The 17261-nt window shown below is 57.1% G+C and carries 17 protein-coding genes; 3 read left to right on the forward strand and 14 right to left on the reverse strand.

The features are described 5' to 3' along the window. The first annotated feature begins 184 nt into the window (after positions 1-184). Positions 185-1012 (forward strand): hypothetical protein, encoded by an 828-nt coding sequence (locus ACTRXA_RS07495; protein ID WP_442426584.1) that lies wholly within the window; start codon positions 185-187, stop codon positions 1010-1012. 92 nt (positions 1013-1104) lie between these two features. On the opposite strand, the gene ACTRXA_RS07500 is transcribed toward ACTRXA_RS07495, so the two are convergent. From ACTRXA_RS07500 to ACTRXA_RS07525, 6 genes are read right to left on the reverse strand one after another with little or no spacing between them, the layout of a single operon-like run. Continuing rightward, positions 1105-3075: an acetoacetate--CoA ligase gene (locus tag ACTRXA_RS07500; RefSeq protein ID WP_442426585.1), complete on the reverse strand. Its 1971-nt coding sequence runs from the start codon at positions 3073-3075 to the stop codon at positions 1105-1107. Between the two features lie 34 nt (positions 3076-3109). After that, on the reverse strand, positions 3110-4288 hold the full coding sequence (locus ACTRXA_RS07505; RefSeq protein WP_442426586.1) for a thiolase family protein: 1179 nt from the start codon (positions 4286-4288) through the stop codon (positions 3110-3112). Positions 4289-4313: 25 nt separating this feature from the next. After that, a complete protein-coding gene (locus ACTRXA_RS07510) occupies positions 4314-4958 on the reverse strand; it encodes a flavin reductase family protein (protein ID WP_442426587.1) in 645 nt (214 codons plus the stop codon). Then, positions 4955-6124, reverse strand: a complete 1170-nt coding sequence (locus tag ACTRXA_RS07515; RefSeq protein WP_442426588.1) for a homogentisate 1,2-dioxygenase — start codon at positions 6122-6124, stop codon at positions 4955-4957. Before ACTRXA_RS07515 ends, ACTRXA_RS07510 begins: the two co-directional genes overlap by 4 nt. A gap of 6 nt (positions 6125-6130) precedes the next feature. Beyond that, the gene (locus tag ACTRXA_RS07520; RefSeq protein ID WP_442426589.1) at positions 6131-6982 is read right to left on the reverse strand and encodes a fumarylacetoacetate hydrolase family protein; all 852 of its coding nucleotides are present in this window, start codon (positions 6980-6982) and stop codon (positions 6131-6133) included. Then, on the reverse strand, positions 6979-8109 hold the full coding sequence (locus tag ACTRXA_RS07525; protein WP_442426590.1) for a VOC family protein: 1131 nt from the start codon (positions 8107-8109) through the stop codon (positions 6979-6981). The genes ACTRXA_RS07520 and ACTRXA_RS07525 overlap by 4 nt, the downstream gene beginning before the upstream one ends. A 315-nt stretch (positions 8110-8424) precedes the next feature. On the opposite strand from ACTRXA_RS07525, the gene ACTRXA_RS07530 reads away from it, so the two are divergent. Then, positions 8425-10071, forward strand: a complete 1647-nt coding sequence (locus tag ACTRXA_RS07530; protein WP_442426591.1) for an ArnT family glycosyltransferase — start codon at positions 8425-8427, stop codon at positions 10069-10071. Between the two features lie 55 nt (positions 10072-10126). Here ACTRXA_RS07530 and ACTRXA_RS07535 read toward each other — a convergent pair whose 3' ends face one another. From ACTRXA_RS07535 to ACTRXA_RS07545, 3 genes are all read right to left on the reverse strand, one after another. Then, positions 10127-10462, reverse strand: coding sequence for a hypothetical protein (locus tag ACTRXA_RS07535; protein WP_442426592.1), 336 nt, complete (start codon positions 10460-10462; stop codon positions 10127-10129). Positions 10463-10517: 55 nt separating this feature from the next. Then, the gene (locus ACTRXA_RS07540; RefSeq protein WP_442426593.1) at positions 10518-11060 is read right to left on the reverse strand and encodes a DUF2059 domain-containing protein; all 543 of its coding nucleotides are present in this window, start codon (positions 11058-11060) and stop codon (positions 10518-10520) included. A 127-nt stretch (positions 11061-11187) separates the two neighbouring features. Then, positions 11188-11658, reverse strand: coding sequence for a hypothetical protein (locus ACTRXA_RS07545; RefSeq protein WP_442426594.1), 471 nt, complete (start codon positions 11656-11658; stop codon positions 11188-11190). 442 nt (positions 11659-12100) lie between these two features. Between ACTRXA_RS07545 and ACTRXA_RS07550 the strand changes: the two genes are divergently transcribed. Then, positions 12101-12529, forward strand: coding sequence for a hypothetical protein (locus ACTRXA_RS07550; protein WP_442426595.1), 429 nt, complete (start codon positions 12101-12103; stop codon positions 12527-12529). Between the two features lie 95 nt (positions 12530-12624). Here the strand turns inward: ACTRXA_RS07550 and ACTRXA_RS07555 are convergent, their stop codons facing one another. The 5 genes from ACTRXA_RS07555 to ACTRXA_RS07575 all read right to left on the reverse strand — a co-directional run bounded on the left by ACTRXA_RS07555 (position 12625) and on the right by ACTRXA_RS07575 (position 17182). Further along, positions 12625-13140, reverse strand: a complete 516-nt coding sequence (locus ACTRXA_RS07555) for a hypothetical protein (protein WP_442426596.1) — start codon at positions 13138-13140, stop codon at positions 12625-12627. A 138-nt stretch (positions 13141-13278) separates the two neighbouring features. Next, positions 13279-14211: a MerR family transcriptional regulator gene (locus tag ACTRXA_RS07560; protein WP_442426597.1), complete on the reverse strand. Its 933-nt coding sequence runs from the start codon at positions 14209-14211 to the stop codon at positions 13279-13281. 32 nt (positions 14212-14243) lie between these two features. Beyond that, positions 14244-14633, reverse strand: a complete 390-nt coding sequence (locus ACTRXA_RS07565) for a hypothetical protein (protein ID WP_442426598.1) — start codon at positions 14631-14633, stop codon at positions 14244-14246. A 61-nt stretch (positions 14634-14694) separates the two neighbouring features. Then, the gene (locus tag ACTRXA_RS07570; protein ID WP_442426599.1) at positions 14695-15399 is read right to left on the reverse strand and encodes a hypothetical protein; all 705 of its coding nucleotides are present in this window, start codon (positions 15397-15399) and stop codon (positions 14695-14697) included. Positions 15400-15724: 325 nt separating this feature from the next. Next, entirely contained in the window at positions 15725-17182 is a 1458-nt protein-coding gene (locus ACTRXA_RS07575; protein ID WP_442426600.1) for a cryptochrome/photolyase family protein, read from the reverse strand. Positions 17183-17261: the final 79 nt, after the last annotated feature.

The raw sequence follows: 17261 nt of genomic DNA on the forward strand, positions 1-17261 counted from the left end.
TTTCGCCCATCATTCAGTTTCGCTTATCCGATATCGTGAAGATGCGGTCTAACCAGGGGACCAGAGGTTCGTCTTTAAATGGAAATTTCCCGGAGAGGGGCCTACTTTTATATAGGTGGAGCCTTTTAAATCAAAGGTTCCTTGTTGTGCGTGCGGGTAACAAATAACAATATCGAGGTTTGCCATGAACTCCAAAAAGCAATTCGACGAATTTTGGGCAACCATTCAAACGCGAATTCACCAGCATCCTGTCATCATTTACAACCCCTACTGCAAATGGTTTCGGCAGGGAACATTCACCCTCGAGGATCTGATTCACCTGTTCACGCAATTCGCCGTTTTTTCAAAATGGTTCCTGCTCGTGCAGATGATGCGCATGATGCACGCACCGGACCTGGAGGCGGAGGCGCACGCACGTTACATCCTGGCCAACGAACTGGGCGTGCACATCAACCCCGACGGCACCACCGAAAACCAGCCGTTCAAAACCCGCTGGGCCCACATCAACTGGTTGCGCGACACCGCCCAACCGCTGGGCCTGAACCCGGAACTGCTGGGAAGCTGGGACACGGCCACGCCTTCCACACGGCGTTTCATCCGCGGCCTGGAGGAAACCTACGGAAGCAAGGACGGGGAAGTCGGACGCGGTGCCAGTTACGCCATCGAAACCTGGGCGGCCTGGGGCATCGGCACCTCCGAGGAGGCCAACAACTTCTGGAAAGAACTGATCGGCGGACTCGAAATCTACAACGAAACCTGTCACGCTTACGGCGACCCCGCCATCCCGCTCGACTTCTTCGAGTTCCATTTCGACAGTGAGAAGGGACACGGCGACAACGTGCTGGAGGAACTGCAGCAGGCATTCCACAAGCCGGATTTTGACAACGAAAAGTTCCTGCTGGCGGGAGAAAAGGCGCTGGACGCGATCTACACATTCTGGATGGGGCTCGACCGCGACCGCCACAACCGGGAAGCCATGCGGAACCATTATCCGCTCGTGGTGGGAGCCTGAAACAGTTAGGACTACCGAAGTAAGCAAAGAAAATCAATCGGCTCGCGGGCGTGCCCCAACGGGCCGGTTTTTTCGACTTTTTGAAGGGCGCCTCACCCGCCCCGCACCGCCAGCCTGCGGCCGTACAGTTCTTCATATTCCGCGAGGCACCCGGCATTGACGATGACGTGCCGGTTGGCCGGAGGGGTGCCGGCAAAAATCCCGCGCACGGCCAGTTCCACCTTCTTGCCATTCATGGTTTTCGGCACCTCCCGCACCTGGAACATTTCGTGCGGCACATGCCGCGGCGATTCTTCGGTCTTGAGGGCATGACGGATACGCGCCTGCAGGGCATCATCGAGTTCCACCCCTTCCGCCAGCACCACGAACAGGAGAAGGCGGATGTCCCCCTCCTCCTCCACGCCGATCACCACGCTGTCCTGCACCTCCGGAAGGTTCTCCACCACACGGTAGATCTCCGCAGTGCCGATGCGCACCCCGCCCGGATTGAGCGTGGCGTCGCTCCGTCCGTACACGATCACGCCGCCTTCCCTGGTGATGCTGATGTAGTCGCCATGCACCCACACGCCGGGCACTTTCTCGAAATACGCACTGCGATAGCGCGACCCGTCCGGGTCGTTCCAGAACGCCACCGGCATGGAAGGCGCGGGCGAGCGACACACCAGTTCTCCCTGTTCACCAACTACGGGTTTGTTCCCGGGGCCGAGCGCCGCCACGTCCATGCCCAGCCCCAGGCACTGGATTTCTTCCTCGCGCACCGGAAGCATGGGGTTCCCCAGCATGAAGCAGGAGATGATGTCGGTGCCCCCGGAGATCGACGACAACTGCACATCTTTTTTGATGGCGCGGTACACGTAACGGAACCCTTCGCGGTCGAGAGGCGATCCGGTGGACAGGATCGCTTTCAGGCTGGAGAGATTTGCCCCTTTTCCCGGCTCCTTGCCCTGTTCCCGGTTGATGGCGAGATACTTCGGACTGGTGCCGAACACAGTGATGCCCGTCTCCTCCACCAACTGCCACAGTAAGTCGAGCGACGGGTACGCAGGCGAGCCTTCGTAGAGGACGATGGTCGCATGACGAGCCAGTGCGGAGACCAGCCAGTTCCACATCATCCAGCCGCAGGTGGTGTAATAAAACACCACGTCGTCGGGACCGATGTCGGTATGAAGCGCGTGCTCTTTATGATGTTGCAACAGCGTGCCGCCGGCCCCGTGCACGATGCCTTTCGGCAGGCCGGTGGTGCCGGAGGAATAAAGGATGAACAGGGGATCGTTGAAGCCCACCGGATCGAACCGCAATTCCACGTCGCCGCCCTCGCGCGCAAACTCCTTCCATAGAACCGTGGACGGAAGATCGAGCTTGGACGGGTCGTAGTCGGGATCGAGGTAGGGCACGACAACCACATCGCGCAGTCCGTTTATCTTCGGCACGAGTTGCCGCAGACGGTCGTCGAGGGAATGCGCCTTGCCGTTGTAAGTGTATCCGTCCACCGTGACCAGCACCTTCGGCTCCACCTGGCCGAAGCGGTCGAGCACGCCCTGCAAACCGAAATCCGGCGAGCACGAGGTCCACACCCCGCCCACCGCCGACGTGCCCAGCATGGCGATCACCGTCTCCACAATGTTCGGCAGGTAACCCGCCACGCGGTCGCCCTGCTCCACTCCCGCGCGGCGCAGCGCCGAGGCGAAACACGCCACCTGGTGGCGGAGTGTGTCGAAGGTCATGTGCGTGGTCGGGCGCGTCTCCGAGCGGCTGATGATGGCCGTTTTGTTTCCCGGACCTTTCAGCAGGTTCGCCGCGTAATTGAGTTCCGCGCCGTCGAACCACACCGCACCGGGCAGGATCTTCGAGGAAAGGGTCTGTTTCGGCGGGCGGGTGAGATCGATCCCCGACTGGCGCAGGTAGTATTCCCAGAACTGTTCGAGGCACTTCACCGACCAGCGGTGCAGGGTGGAATAGGTTTTGATGTTGAGATCGAATTCCCGGTTCACACCTTTCATGAACCGGGCCATGTGGGAATGCTGCACCCGTTGTTTAGAAGGCCGCCAAAGGATCGGGTTCATCACCGTCTCCTTAAAAAAAGTCGGATCAATCGCGTCACACCAGTTCGATCACCATCGCCGTGGCCTCGCCGCCGCCGATGCACAGACTGGCGCATCCACGCTTCTTACCCTGCGTCTGGAGCGCATTGAGCAGTGTAACCAGGATGCGTGCCCCCGTCGCGCCGATAGGATGGCCCAGAGCAATCGATCCCCCATGCACGTTCACCTTCTCCGGGTCGAGACCCAGTTGGTCGTGCACGGCAAGGGACATCGGAGCGAAGGCTTCATTGATTTCGAACAGGTCGATGTCCCGGATCTCCAGCCGCGCCGCCGCAAGCACTTTCCGGATGGCCTCCACCGGCGCCAGCGCGAAGGTGTCCGGCGACTGCGCGTGCGTGGCGTATCCCAAAATGCGCGCCAGCGGTTTGTGGTTGGCTGACGGCTTGCCGACGATCAACGCCGCCGCGCCGTCGCTCAGTTTCGCTCCGTTGGCCTTGGTGATGGTGCCGCCCGGCTTTTCGAACACCGGCGGCATCGAGTCGAACTGGTCCAGATTGTCGAGGTGCGGTTGCTCGTCGTGATCGACGGTCTGCGTATACGTCCGGTGCCATACGGGAACGGTCACCAGTTCCTTCGCCACGATGCCCTTGTCCATCGCCTTGCGCGCGCGGGTGTAACTTTCTTTTGCGTACGCGTCCTGCGCCTCGCGAGTGTAACCGAGACGGTGCGCGAGGATCTGGCTCAACTCACCCATGTGCCGGTTCTCATGCGGGTCCCACAGCCCGTCGTGGATCATGCCGTCCACCATGTGGGCGTTTCCCAGCTTGTGGCCGCGCCGCATGTGCGGCACGAGGAACGGCGCGCGGCTCATGTTCTCCATTCCCCCGGCGACAACAAAATCGGATTGATTCAGCCGGATCGATTGATCCGCCATCATCACCGCCTTCATGCCGGAACCGCACACCTTGTTGACGGTGGTAGCGCCGACGCTGTCCGGGATGCCGGAATGCAATGCCGCCTGCCGCGCCGGGGCCTGGCCCACGCCCGCGGTCAACACGTTGCCGAGGATCACCTCGTCGATGTCCTCACCCTCGAACCCGCCACGTTTGAGGGCTTCGCGGATGGCGAACGCCACCAGTTCCGGTGCGGGCACCGGCGCGAGGGCGCCGTTGAACCGCCCGATGGGCGTGCGCACGGCGCTGTATATGTAGGTGAAGGAGTTTTCCCGGCTCATTGGGGTGACCTTTCAGATGGGCCCGTCATTTTTTGACCGTGGGGCGTTCCATGCGGAACCGGTCGGTGGTCTTGGCATAAAAGTCCGCGCCCATCCGGCCGACGTTGTTGAGCAGTTCGGGAGGGATGCCCTTTTTCCACTCGATGGAGGAAAGGGATTCGGAAAGATAAATTTCACGCACGTCGCCCAGCACCAGCGTGCCCGTGCCCGCGCCGCTTCCCAAAGGCACCGTGCGGTTGAGTTCGCACACCAGTTGCACCGGGCTTTCGGCGATGAACGGCGGTTTGCCTTCCCCGCGCTCGATCACCGCCACCTCGGCTTCCTCGAACTCGCTGACGCCGTAGTCGAACGGCGCGGAGCTCAGGTTCGCCTTGTCCGCCGCCTCGTACGAAACCACACCCACCACGTACTCGCGCGTGGCCCTGATGTTTTTCAGCGTGTCCTTCTCCGATCCGTCGCGGTTGAAGAAAATGGAATTGGAGATCATCGGCGGGTTCATCGAACAGATGTTGAAATAACTGAACGGCGCGAGATTGCGTCTGCCGTCGGCGGAGATGCTGGAAATCCACGCGATGGGACGCGGCTGCACGATGGAATTCATCAGGTGGTACACATCCACCCAGAAATGGTCCGCCGGACGGATGGCGGCATAGCCGTTGTGTTGGGTCATTTGCGGGTCTCCTGCCAGCTTTTGGGATAATCCGGGTCTTCCAGCGCTTCGCCTTCCGCCGTCAATATCATCGGCGCGAAGGTATCGACCATCACCGCCTGCTCCTCGGTCTGTTTCGCCCCGATGGACCCCGCATACGCGCCGGGATGGGGTCCGTGCGGAATGCCTGATGGATGGTAGCTGATCGAGCCGCGCTCGATGCCCTTCCTGCTGGTGAAGTTTCCGGAATGGTAGAACAGCAACTCGTCGCAGTTGACGGACGAATGGTAGAAAGGACACGGCACCGCTTTGGAATCGAAGTCCAGAGGCCGGGGCAGGAAACTCATCACTGCGAATCCCCCGCCCGCAAACGTGAGGTGCGAGGTGGGAGGCAGGTGCACGCGGCCGGTTTTGGGCTGGATGGCGTCGAGGTTGATCGCGTACGGGTACACGTAACCGTCCCAGCCTTCCAGCCGGAAATAGTTCTCGGAATAATGTGTGCGCGTGAATGCGCCCTGCCGCTTGCGCACGATGGACACCGGCTCCTCGTTCTCAAACAGGTCGGAATCCCATTCCGGCAGTTGAAAACTGCGCTCGGAATACGGCGCGTCCATCTTGAACTGCCCCGCGTCGTGGCGGAACTCCGGGGGGATGTCGATGTCGCGTTTGCCCTCCACGTACAGCAGACCGGGAGGGGTGTCGAAGCGGAAGCGGTACGGACACGACCGCGGGATGACGAGGTAGTCGCCCGCGCGCAATCTTATTTTGCCGAACAGGCTTTGCAGTGTGGCTGCTCCCTCGTAAAGGAAGAACAGCTCGTCGGCGTCGTTGTTGGCGAAAAAGGTTTTCTCTTCTTTTGCCGGATGACACAGTCCGTAAGTGAGGTCGTCGTTGAATGCCAGCAGGGTGCGGCCGGTGATGAAATGCTTTTCCGGCTGAACCTGCCAGCCGCGGAAATGCCGTCGCTCCAAAAGCGCCTCGCCGCGCGGTGTGGGGCGCCCCCACGCCGCCTCGGTATAGACCTCGCGCATCGACTCGCCGGTCGGCGGGTGGTGCATGTATAGGATTGAATAAGGCTCTTCAAACCCTTCGCGCGTGAAGCAGTATTCGTTGAGCAGTTTCGATCCCGCGTAGTGCGCGGTGTGGTGCATGGGTGCGATGTTGCCCAGCTGCATGTAACGGAACATGAAGATTCAACCGACCTTGTGGGTCAGCCTCCCTATGTGTTCGATTTCCAGTTCAACCACGTCGCCACTGTTCAAAAAACGGTCGAGTTCCAGTCCGCATCCACCGCCCACGGTACCGCTGGCCAGCACGTCGCCGGGGTACAGCGTCTGGTACTCGCAGGCGAAGACGATGGCCTGCTCGAAAGTGAAATGCGACGAGCCGCTGTTGGCTTCCGTCAGCAATTCCCCGTTCACCCAGGCGCGCATGGTGAGGTTGCGCGGATCGGGAATTTCATCGGGCGTCACCATCCACGGCCCGAGCCCCGTGTTGAAGTCCTTGCCCTTCGCCGGGCCCAGCCCGACTTTCATGACTTCCGCCTGGAGCGCGCGCGCGGAAAAATCGTTGACGATGGTGTACGCGCCGATGCAGTCGGTGGCCTCCTTCTCCGAAACGCCGCGGCATTCCTTTTTGAGGACCACGCCCAGTTCCAGCTCGAAATCCTTTTTCTTCTCACCGGGGGGAAAGGTGACGGTGGTGTTGTGTCCGCTGAAACAGCGCGGCGAACCGTTGTACCACACCGGGTACTGGTACCATTCCGGCACCATCTCCAGTCCGCGCTTGCTCCGGGCGGTCTTGACATGCTGTTCGAACGTGTAGAAATCCATGAACGCCCCGGGTTTTTCCACCGGCGGCAGTAGCGTGACCACTTCCAGCGGCAGGCCGGGTTGTTCCACGATTTTGCGCAACAGGGAATCGCCTGCATGCAGGGCGCTGAGCGCCTCCACGGTATTCATGCCGATCAACGGGAACACGTGGCCTTCATGGAGCAGGCCGTCGTGAGACGGCTGCCCCGGTGCCACATAGCGCAACAGCTTCATGAAACCGACTCCTGCATTTCGATGGCCTCGAACAGGGCGCGGAAGTTGCCCTCACCGAACCCGGGATGTCCGCACCGCTGAATGATTTCGAAGAAAAAGGGACCCGCGTTTTCTTCGTGGTACAGACCGGACGCGTCCTTGAGGAAAATCTGAAGCAGGTAGTCGCCGTTATCGCCGTCCACCAGGATGCCCGCTTTTTTCAGGTCCCTGATCTCTTCCCTGATTTTACCGATGTTCTGTTTGGCGATGCGTTCCGGAAGCATGTCGTAATAGGTATCCGGCGTGTCGAGAAATTCAATGCCGCGGGCCTTCAGCGTCTCCACCGTTTCCAGCAGGTTGTCCACCGCCAGCGCGATGTGCTGGATGCCCGCGCCGTGGTTGCGTTCGACGAAGGTCTGGATCTGCGACTCGTTGAAGTGCGGGTACAGCGGTTCGTTGGTGGCGAACTTCACCTGCGAACCCGGGTCGTACATGACCTGCGACGACAGTCCCGTGCCCTTGCGCCCGGACCGGGTGTCCGGTGTGTGGAACGACACGCTCCAGAATTTTTTGAAGTCCAGCACATGCTCGAAAAAATTATAAACCGGGTACAGCGTACGGGCGTTGATGGTCATGTGGTCGATAATCTTGAAGGGGGACCGCTCCGCCGGGGGATGCGACACCTTCTCGAACATGGGAATGTCTTCCTCGTTGCCCGTGACTTCGAGAAACGTGATTTCCAGAAACCCGATGGGGGTGGCGATGGTCACGAAGCGGTGGCGGCTGTGGCCCGCTTCCACCACCTTTTCCGGATGCACGAAGGTGGCGTGATGCTCTTTCAGGTAATCGACGGCGCGGTCGAGGTCTTCCACCTGCAGGGTGACGTTGCGGATGCCGGGGCAGAGGATTTTGAGGTACTGCGCGGTGTAGCTGTGGTTCGACAGAGGCGTCGAGACCATGAGGCGAACGTCATTGGCGGAAAAATAGATGGCCTTGCTTTTGAACCGCTCCTCCCATTGAGGGGTGGACCGGTGGGTTTCCACGAGGCCCATCTTCTCGATGTAAAAGTTACGGCTGCGGTCGAAAAAGTCGACCACGAATTCCACCGAAAAAACCTTTCGGATGCCTAATTGGGAAGCTGTGTCCATGTTGCGACTCCGTTGGAAGTGAACCCATACAACCTTCTTATGAATATAGGTCCCGGAAAACCGCTTGGCACTTAATATTTAGATGAGGATCCATGCAGGAGGGATTCGCAATTATCCACGGATTAAGAAGCGATTATACAAATCATTTTCAGCATGCCTCTGTACGGGGCGGGGAACTTTCATCGTGGAGGTTTTATCCGGCCGGGGTGACCGTGACAGGGAACGGTTTGTCCATTGAGGATAATATTTGCTATTTGGCTTCAATTGCCCGAACCTGTTTTGAAAGATTCACACCGAATCCTTGCCAGCCGTTGTATGAGATCCTACTTAACGCATCCATTTTGCGCGCCCGCGGCTTTGATCGGGCTCTATGCCCTCACGCGCCTCTATTCCCTTCTGGGCCTGCCGATGGTGTTCGATGAAGCCATTTACCTGCGCTGGGCCGACATCATCCGGAACGATCCTGCTTCCCTGTTTGTCTCTGCGGTGGACGGAAAACCGCCTTTCTTTTTCTGGCTGAACGCAATCACGCTGGGCTGGTTCGACGACCTGCTCGTCTCATCGAGGATGATTTCAGTGGTGGCCGGGGGACTGGCTGTAGCGGGGCTGTGGCGGATCGGTGCGCTCCTTTTCTCCCGCCACACGGCGGGACTGGCCGCGTTCATTTACCTGTCGCTGCCCCTGGTTTTGACTCATGATCGTCTGGGCCTGACCGACGCCCTGCTTGCGACATTCGTCATCTGGACGGTTTATGCCGGGTTGCGCCTGGCCAGAGATGACAGGCCTTCCTGGCGCTGGACATTTGCGCTGGGGATGTTTGCGGGACTGGGGTTCCTCACCAAAACACCGTTGTTGATGTTTCTCGCATTGCCCGTGATGGCGGTTTTTTTGTTCAACCATCCCCGCAACCTCGAACTCTGGATACGGCTTTCGGTGAGCGGTGTGGTTTTCGGACTCCTGGCCCTGCCGTTCCTTCTGCATGAACCCGATTACCTCTTTTCCAATGCAAGCAAGGTCCTGCATCACAAGGTTCCTTTACTGGAAACTCTGGCTGCGGTTCTCACCTTCGACCATCCGCGGCTTCTGCCCCACCTGAGAGAACTGTTTGAGGTGGGGCTGTTGTACATCACGGTTCCGGTTATGATTCTCGCGGTGATGGGAACGGGAGTGTCCCTGCGTACTCAACCCAGAACCGCGGCGTTTCTCCTTCTGTGGCTTTTTCTGCCAACGGCTGTGTTCCTGATTTTGGCCGAAGTGGCCTATCCGCGCTATTTCCTGGTGGGCGTGCCGCCGCTCGCAATCCTGACTGCGGAAGGCCTGCGTTGTCTCATGCGGTATGTCCATGAAACCCTGAAGCCGCGTTCTCCGCTTGTGGCGGGGACGGCCGCCATTGCACTGGGAGTGGCCTGCCTGATTCCGGCCTGGAAGTGGAACATCCACTACCTCACTGAACCGGAAACAGCCGCCTGGACCGAACTCGACCACTGGCAATACGTCCGGTATCCCCAGGGACCCTATGCCGTCACCGATGCGGTCCACTTCCTCAAGAACGAGAGTCGCAACGGACCCATTGCCGTATTCACCACGTTCAAGCTGGGCATTCCAAGCGACGCGCTCTATATGTATCTCAAGGACCAGCCGGGGATCGATCTCTATGAAGCGTGGCGTCCGGTCTCGTTTCCCCACTCGCTGAAGAGCGCGCGGGAATTCGTCACGGTGTCTTCCAAATACCAGCCGAAGAAACGGCGGGTCGTTCCCGTTCAGGAATTGGAAGGCAAACGGCTTTACTTTGTCGGCAGCTTGAGGATGTTTCCGCTGGACCGGGTTGTGGAGAAAAACCCGGAATTGCGGCTGGTGAAGTTGTACGACGATATGGGGCCGTATGAGGTGTTTTCGTTCGCCATTTTCGAATGGCCCGGTGGAGTGTCCTCTGCAATGGCAGAGTTGAATTCCCGTTCCTGATCTCAACCGGCAGGCGGCAAGGGGAGGTGCGGTTCAGGGCTCTGCGCTTACCGCATCAGAAACACAGGGCCGGGTTGGCCTCGGCAAAAAGCGGGTCCGAGCATTGGGGAAGCGGTTTTCGGGGCGTTTCGTTTTTCTGGCCGGATTCCTCCCCGGCGCCCGGTTTGGCATCGGATGGGTCCTCCACCCCCTTGGATTCGAGGTCGGCCACCGGCTCACAGGTGGAACCGGACTCAGGATGGTCCATCTTTGAGGACGCCATCTCCTGGCATTCCGGAGTGGGATCGGTTTCAGACGATTTCGGATCGGCATACAGGGGTGAAACGGCCAGACACAACAGGGCGGTCACCATGACAAAAACCTTCACCTTCCGGGCCGTTGCGGCGTTCATGGTTTTCTCCTGGCGAAAGTGTCCATGATACGGGCTTGAGGTCCTCTGGGAGGACTCATTCGGTTGAAACCGGAGGCGATTCCTGTTTTGAGTTCAAAGCCTCCAGCTTGTATTTTTCGATCAGCGCATCCACCTGGTTGCGGAATGCATCGGACTTGACCAGTTCCTGGCTCCACTCGTTGCCGGCCAGCCCGGCTTCCCGGCTGATGAGGGGCATCTTCTGCTTCCATTCTTCCCAGAACGGGTTTTCGAACATACCTATGAGTTTTTTGATCACCTCATGGGACATGTGGCTGTCGTATACCGGCACCACGCGGTCGATGAGATCCTTCATTTCCTCGTCGCCGACAAGGCCGTAATAATCCTTCCAGAACGCGTCCGGCACTTTGGGATAAGCGGAGGCGATCATGGTCCCGTAGGCATCGAGAACGCCTTCCTTCATGTAGTCCAGTTGCTTGTAGATTCCGGAGACGCGGAGCAGTTTGCGGATATCGCGTTCTTTTTGCGGATCAATTTCCGCCTGCACCGCGCCCAATCCAAAAAAACCCCAAAACGCCACCCCCGCCATGAGTCCGATTCCGTTTTTGATCCAGTGCATAGAGAGTCTCCCGCTTCATTCCAAGTGGAATTTCATTATACGGGATGGGTCACCAGCCGGGCCAAAATAAAAACCCGGCACCCATAAAGGGCGCCGGGCAGATATAGTTACTGCATTTTACCTGAAATTACATGCAAGCCGGATTGAAAGGATCCGAACCATCGCAGGTTGCCGAAGGCTGAGGCTCGGGTTCCGTAGCGGTCGGAGCCGGCTCGGTTGTGGTCGGGGCCGGTTCTTCCACCGGTTCCGGAGTCGGAGCGGGCGGCGGTTCGGTATTTCCAGGTTCACAGGCAGCCAGGCGGGATTTGTGATTCGCCTTGGATTTGGCCTTGTCACTGGCCTTGTCACAGGCTTTGCTCTTGGCGGCTTTCAGTTTGTTCGCCATCCGCTTCCAGGCTTTCTTATGTTTGACCTTCTTTTCTTCAGGGGCGTCGTTCCACATTTTATTTCCCCAGGCCTTCACCTTCACCACCATGTGCTTGAAGGATTTCCAGCTGGCATCGTCACCCCTGTCCGACTTGTGGGCCAGGGCCGTGCCAGTCATTCCAAGGAAACTGACGAAAAACGCGATCATCATGCTTGCGATGATTTTTTTCATTTGGGGTTCCTCCGTTTTCTTTTTGAAATCTGGTTTACCCTTACTCTACAAATTGATTTCCTTTACCCCTGTTTATTCCAGATTCGTGCCAAAATTCGACAAGTTCGGCATCCCCCATTCGCTCCTGTTATTTTTCAATTGTTTTAGGTTAATAAGGCCAAAAACGGCACAACTTTTATCGGCATCCCGTAACAACCTCTGACAAAATTTGTCAGATTTTTATGATTTTTTGCACGGATCCCGGCCCATTTGGCCTTCCTAGCCTGGAAAACGGGTTCCGATGGCGTTTTCCCAAACAAAATCCACGGCCTCGCCGCTTGCCAAACCGCAAAGGGGGAACATATTGAAGGGTATGCATACACAGGATTCCACCTGTTGCCCGGCAAGGGAGAGGGGCCAGGGCGGAGAAACCAACCCACCACACTCAGGAGGGAGTTGGGTTATGAATACAAAAACAAATTGGATTGCAGGGATCGTAATGGCCGCATGCCTGCTGGTTCCCGGGCTGGCGGCGGCTCAGGAAAGCAGCACCACGCCGGCTACAGTCAAAATGACGGTGATCAAACCCGGAGAAGCGCAACGATGCAAAACGGACTTCATCGTGGAAAACATGGCGGGAGAGACAGCCGATCTCAAGGTGGTGCTGGGACACAAGGTCTATGTCGATGAATTGCTGAACCCGCAGGAACGCCGCGCATTCAGCCTGCCGGGAACCTTGCTGACGGCAAAATTTCATGGCCACGATATCCCGAAAAACGAGGATGAGGCAGTCATTATCAATCTCGGGCCGAAATCTGACATCCGGCTTCGCTGCATTCAACTGCCGGAGAATCCCAAGCCTAAAAAGGATGAGCTGGCCGTATTTAAATAAACCGGCGCTCCGCAATTCCGGGTGAGCAGGAAAATCCTTTCCCGAAACCTGTTCGTCCCGGCCCTGGAAACAAGGGCCGGGACCGGGTTTCTTTGTCATACATCCACTGCATTTTGAGGGTATTTTTTAAGCAGGTCCTCGAATACCCGGTCGCGCACCGGTTCCATTCCCCAGCCAAAGCGGTCTTCCGCTACCAATAATGATTCCTCTTCCGACTCCGGATCGCGTTTGAGGGCAAAACGGATGCCCGGGTAGTTGGCGTAGGAACGCCTGACTCCGGACGATGGAAAGTTGGCTTTCTCAAAGGAAAGCACCCGATCCCAGCTCAACCACTCTCCGGTACGCGGGTTTTTCACCTGCAGGACATCTCCTTTTCGCCGCAGCCCGCGGATGGAACACAGGTGAAACAGCCTGGAAAAGATCTGGTGGGAAAGACCGAAGGCGGCAATGACCAGAAATACCAGCGCCCATAACTTGTCACCCGCAGCCCAGAGAATGCCACTCATCAATCCCGTCACCAGCGAGGCCAGAACGACGCCCATATGGAACAGGTTGAAGGTGGCGAGCAGGATAGTCAGAAAACTGTAGCCTGGGTAGCGGTTCAGGAACATGGGTATGGAGGGTGTGATTTTTTGAAGTAGACCGTCCCGGCAGGGCCCGTTGTTTTATTCTTGCAGAAAACACAGGAAAGGTCTAATGGCTTTTCCCCGGAAGGAAGGGGACCTTCTTAACAGCACCGGGGAAACGAATCAGGAAGAAGGTGCCTTTCCGGACAACCACTCGAAGTATTCACCAAACTGCGAAAGTCGATGCATCCCAGGCATGCCTTCTGGGGCCCCCGCTCCCCCAACGATCAGTTCCACGCTTGGGGACAAGCCTTTTCTCAATTCAGTGAGTTGCGATTCCACTTCGCTTTGGGGCATCCATGAAGATACGCTGACAGCCAGAAGGAGGGCTCCGGATTTTCGAGTGGCATCTTTGATATCCTGCACAGGCGTGTCGGCTCCCAGGTACAGAATCTTGAAACGGGTGAGCGCGGTGATGACCGCGCACATCAACAGTCCCAGACGGTGTGTCTCCCCGGGCAGGGTGGTGAGCACCACAATGGATCCCTCCTTGCGGTCATTGAGCGTGCGCCATTTGTCCGCAAGAAAATCCGATAACCTTTCCGACGCGAAGTGCTCCTGGGAAACAGTGAGCTCTCCCATGGCCCAGCCCTGACCCAGACGTTTCAGGAAAGGACCCGCATAATCGAGTACGAATGACAAGGGACCCTGCCGCCCCCACTCTTCGTGCAAACTCTGGGTGAGGCTGGCTTCGTCGTAAAGATGCACGGCCCGGATCCATTTTTCGACAATGAGGTTCCTGCTTGCCTGCCCGGACGTCGCATTCTCCATAGCCGGAGAAACCCTGGAAGCCCTGCCGGGCCCGACCCCAAGTAAGGCCTGCAGTTCTTCCAGGGAAGCTCCCACCACTCGTCCGGCACGGAATCCGGAATCCAATGCCTGCGCCACCGCCCTCAGCCGGGGAACTTCATCCCGCGGATAACGGCGGTGCCCCGAAGGAAGGCGGTGCGCCTGGGGCGTCCCGTACCGCTTTTCCCAGATGCGGAGGGTGTGGGTGCTGATCCCTGTCAGTCGCGACAGTTCTCCGATCGGTATCCATTGGGCAATTTCGCTCATGGCATTCATTTTTCCAGTTCCTTCCTTGTCCTTCAACAATGCACGCGCACGGTCGAATTCTTGCTCTCGTTCCGAACCTGGGCAACGTCATCCATGTTCACGGTTTTTCCCAACTGCTTGGCAAAAGACAGGCTTTTCCTCATCGAATACAACCGCTTTCCGTTGCCTGTGATGGCATCGGTGCTGAACCTCTCGATACCAAGATCAACCCGCACCGTCGCTCCCGTCTCTGAATCGTTTTCAATCACAAAATCATTCTGGCAGCTGGTGACCCAGCCGGGCTTGAGAAGCACGGTGCTGTTGGGTCCATGCATCCATTCGTAACCACCGGTTTTCGTTTCGCTGGCGGGGGCTTTCACCGAAGGGGCAAGAATCAGGGCGCACATTATCATGATCGCAAAACTTTTTCTAATCGTATTCATGGCTGTTCTCCTCTTATCAAAATTGGTTGAATTCATGCTGCTTTCCTGCCATGCGGACCGGTCAGAACCGGTCCGCGTTGTTGGATACCGGACGCTCGGCGACCACCCTGCCCTGCAGTTTCCGGTGCACCAACAACCCACCGGAAGTGCGCATGGCCATGTAGGGCAGGTTCATGATGTCCGCCTGGAACGCATCCCCGATGCGAATGCCATACTCACCCAAAAGGGTGTGCTCGAACTCACTCAATCCAACGAAGGCCGGGCCGGATGTGCTGTTGAGACGATCCATTATTTTTTCGTGGGTGGTGTTGCCGAAAGTCCACTCAATGTGGCGAACGGCATGATCATGTCCGGCATGGCTCTTCCTTGCATTCTTCATCATGAAGGCAGCCCCTTCCAATTCACGAACCGGGATGGTCTCGGTTGCGGCGATGCGGCTCATGTCGGCAATATCCAATATGCGGAGACCCATCGTGGTCCGCTCCACGTTCAACACGTGCCCGTTGTAATGACTTTTGAAACGGTTGTTCACCTTGATCCCGTAGTGATCGAACTTTCGTTGCTCGAACTTGGAGAGACCCAGCGTTCCCAGAGACTTCGCGGCCTGAAAACTGCGGTCGATTTTGGCCTGTATGGTTTTGGAAAATTCCCACTTCACCGGAATCGTGGAATGGTTGTGCACCGTAGAGGCCCAGGCGGTGCCGGACATGGAAAGAACGAGGGAAAAAAGGGCTGCTGTTTTTTTTATCTGGTGGAAGCGTTTCATGGTGTACCTCCTGATTCAAAATCCCGTTTACCTGTCTTAATCGATTCACACGTTTTGATTATTTGTCTAATCTCAATATTAGACAAATAATTAGTTTTGTCAATATTTATTTAAACAAAAACAAAAATTTTGTCTAAATAAATTACAAACAATTGATTTAAATATAATTATTTTTGAAAAATAAGGAGGAAACCGGGATTTTTCACGTAAACGGCGGGCTTGTTCAAAAAGAATCAGTTAAAAACTTAGACAAATACCTGGGATGGAAAAACCGTAGAGGTAGAGGAGGAGGTGGAGAAGTTCAAGGGGAATGGAAGAAATGAGGTCAGGATTCTTCCGCGGGGGTCAAGGCGGAGGCCTGGGCGACGTCCTGAAACAATTTGAGAGCCTTTTCGCGCTGGAGGGCATGCTCCACAATCGGGTCCGGGTAGTCCTTACCCAGGCGGCATCCGGCTCTTTCCTTTTCGGAATCAGGTGCGTCGTGTGGCCAGTGGATGTGGGTGTTGGAGAACGCGGCCAGTTCCGGCACGTTTTCACGGATGAAGCGTCCTTCCGGGTCGAAGTTCTGGGATTGGGTGACAGGATTGAAAATGCGAAACCACGGCTGGGCGTCGCAACCGGTGGAGGCGCACCACTGCCAGCCGCCGTTGTTGGAAGCGAGTTCGAAATCGAGCAGATTTCTTGCGAACCAGGCTTCGCCCTTACGCCAGTCAACGAGCAGGTCCTTGACCAGAAACGACGCCACCACCATGCGCAGGCGATTGTGCATCCACCCGGTCCGGGCGAAGTGCCGCATCGCCGCATCGATCAAAGGATAACCCGTCTCTCCCGCGCACCATTTTTTGAAATGGGATTCTTTTCCCGGCCAACGGATGCTGTCGTATTCGGGACGGAATGCGCCGCGAACCACATAGGAATAGCGGTCGAGTATGGTCTGGTAAAAATCACGCCAGATCAATTCCGACAACCATGTTCGCGCGCCCTCATTTTTTCTGCCCATGGCATTGCGCACGAGCTCCCGAATGGATATGGTGCCGAAACGCAGGTGCACGGAAAGGCCTGATGTTCCGTGCTTCACGGCGGGGAAGTCGCGGTCTTTGTGATATCGGTGGATGTGTTTCTGAAATTTCCTCCAGGCGGCGCGGGCTCCCTCCTCCCCCGGTTGAATCCACAGGTCCTTCTCCTTGAAACCAAGGGATTCGAGGTCCCAGGGTTCGATCCATTCCTTGAAAACTTTTGCCGGTGCCAACCGTTTCAGGTTTGCCTTTTCCTCCGCCACCTGTTCCGGGCGCAGTGTCCCCAGCCAGGCATTCTTATACGGGGTGAATACCTTGAACGGCTCCCCCTGCCGCGTTGCGATGTCCGGATATTCGAACACAACCTGATCCATATAAGAATGAAACGCCACATCCCAGATCTTGAGTTTCTGTTCGACTATGCGGTCGCGTTTTCTGGCGTAAGGATCATAGTCGCGGTTGGTGAACACCGCATCGACTTTCAATTCCTGGGCAAGACGGGGAATGTCCAGCACCGGATCGCCGTGGCACACCAGCAGGTCGGACCCTTTTTTAACCAGCCGCGCCTGCATTTCTTTCAAGGAATGATGAATGAAGGTGACCCGCCGGTCATCCTTGTCTTCCAGTTTGCGCAGGATGTTGGTATCGAACACAAACACGACGATCACTTCGCGGGACTGACGGGTGGCAGCTGTAAGCGCGGTGTGATCCCGAATACGAAGGTCACGCCGGACCCAGCATAAGGCTCTTTGGTAAACGGCCATCATTGGATTTCCGAATTTTTCACAATCTTCCCATTGTATCCCGTGAAGACCGGGTTTGTGGGGATAATTTGAAGGGAAGCGC

This window comes from Nitrospina sp. P1_D6, assembly GCF_052156615.1.
In the GTDB taxonomy this organism is placed as follows: domain Bacteria; phylum Nitrospinota; class Nitrospinia; order Nitrospinales; family Nitrospinaceae; genus Nitrospina.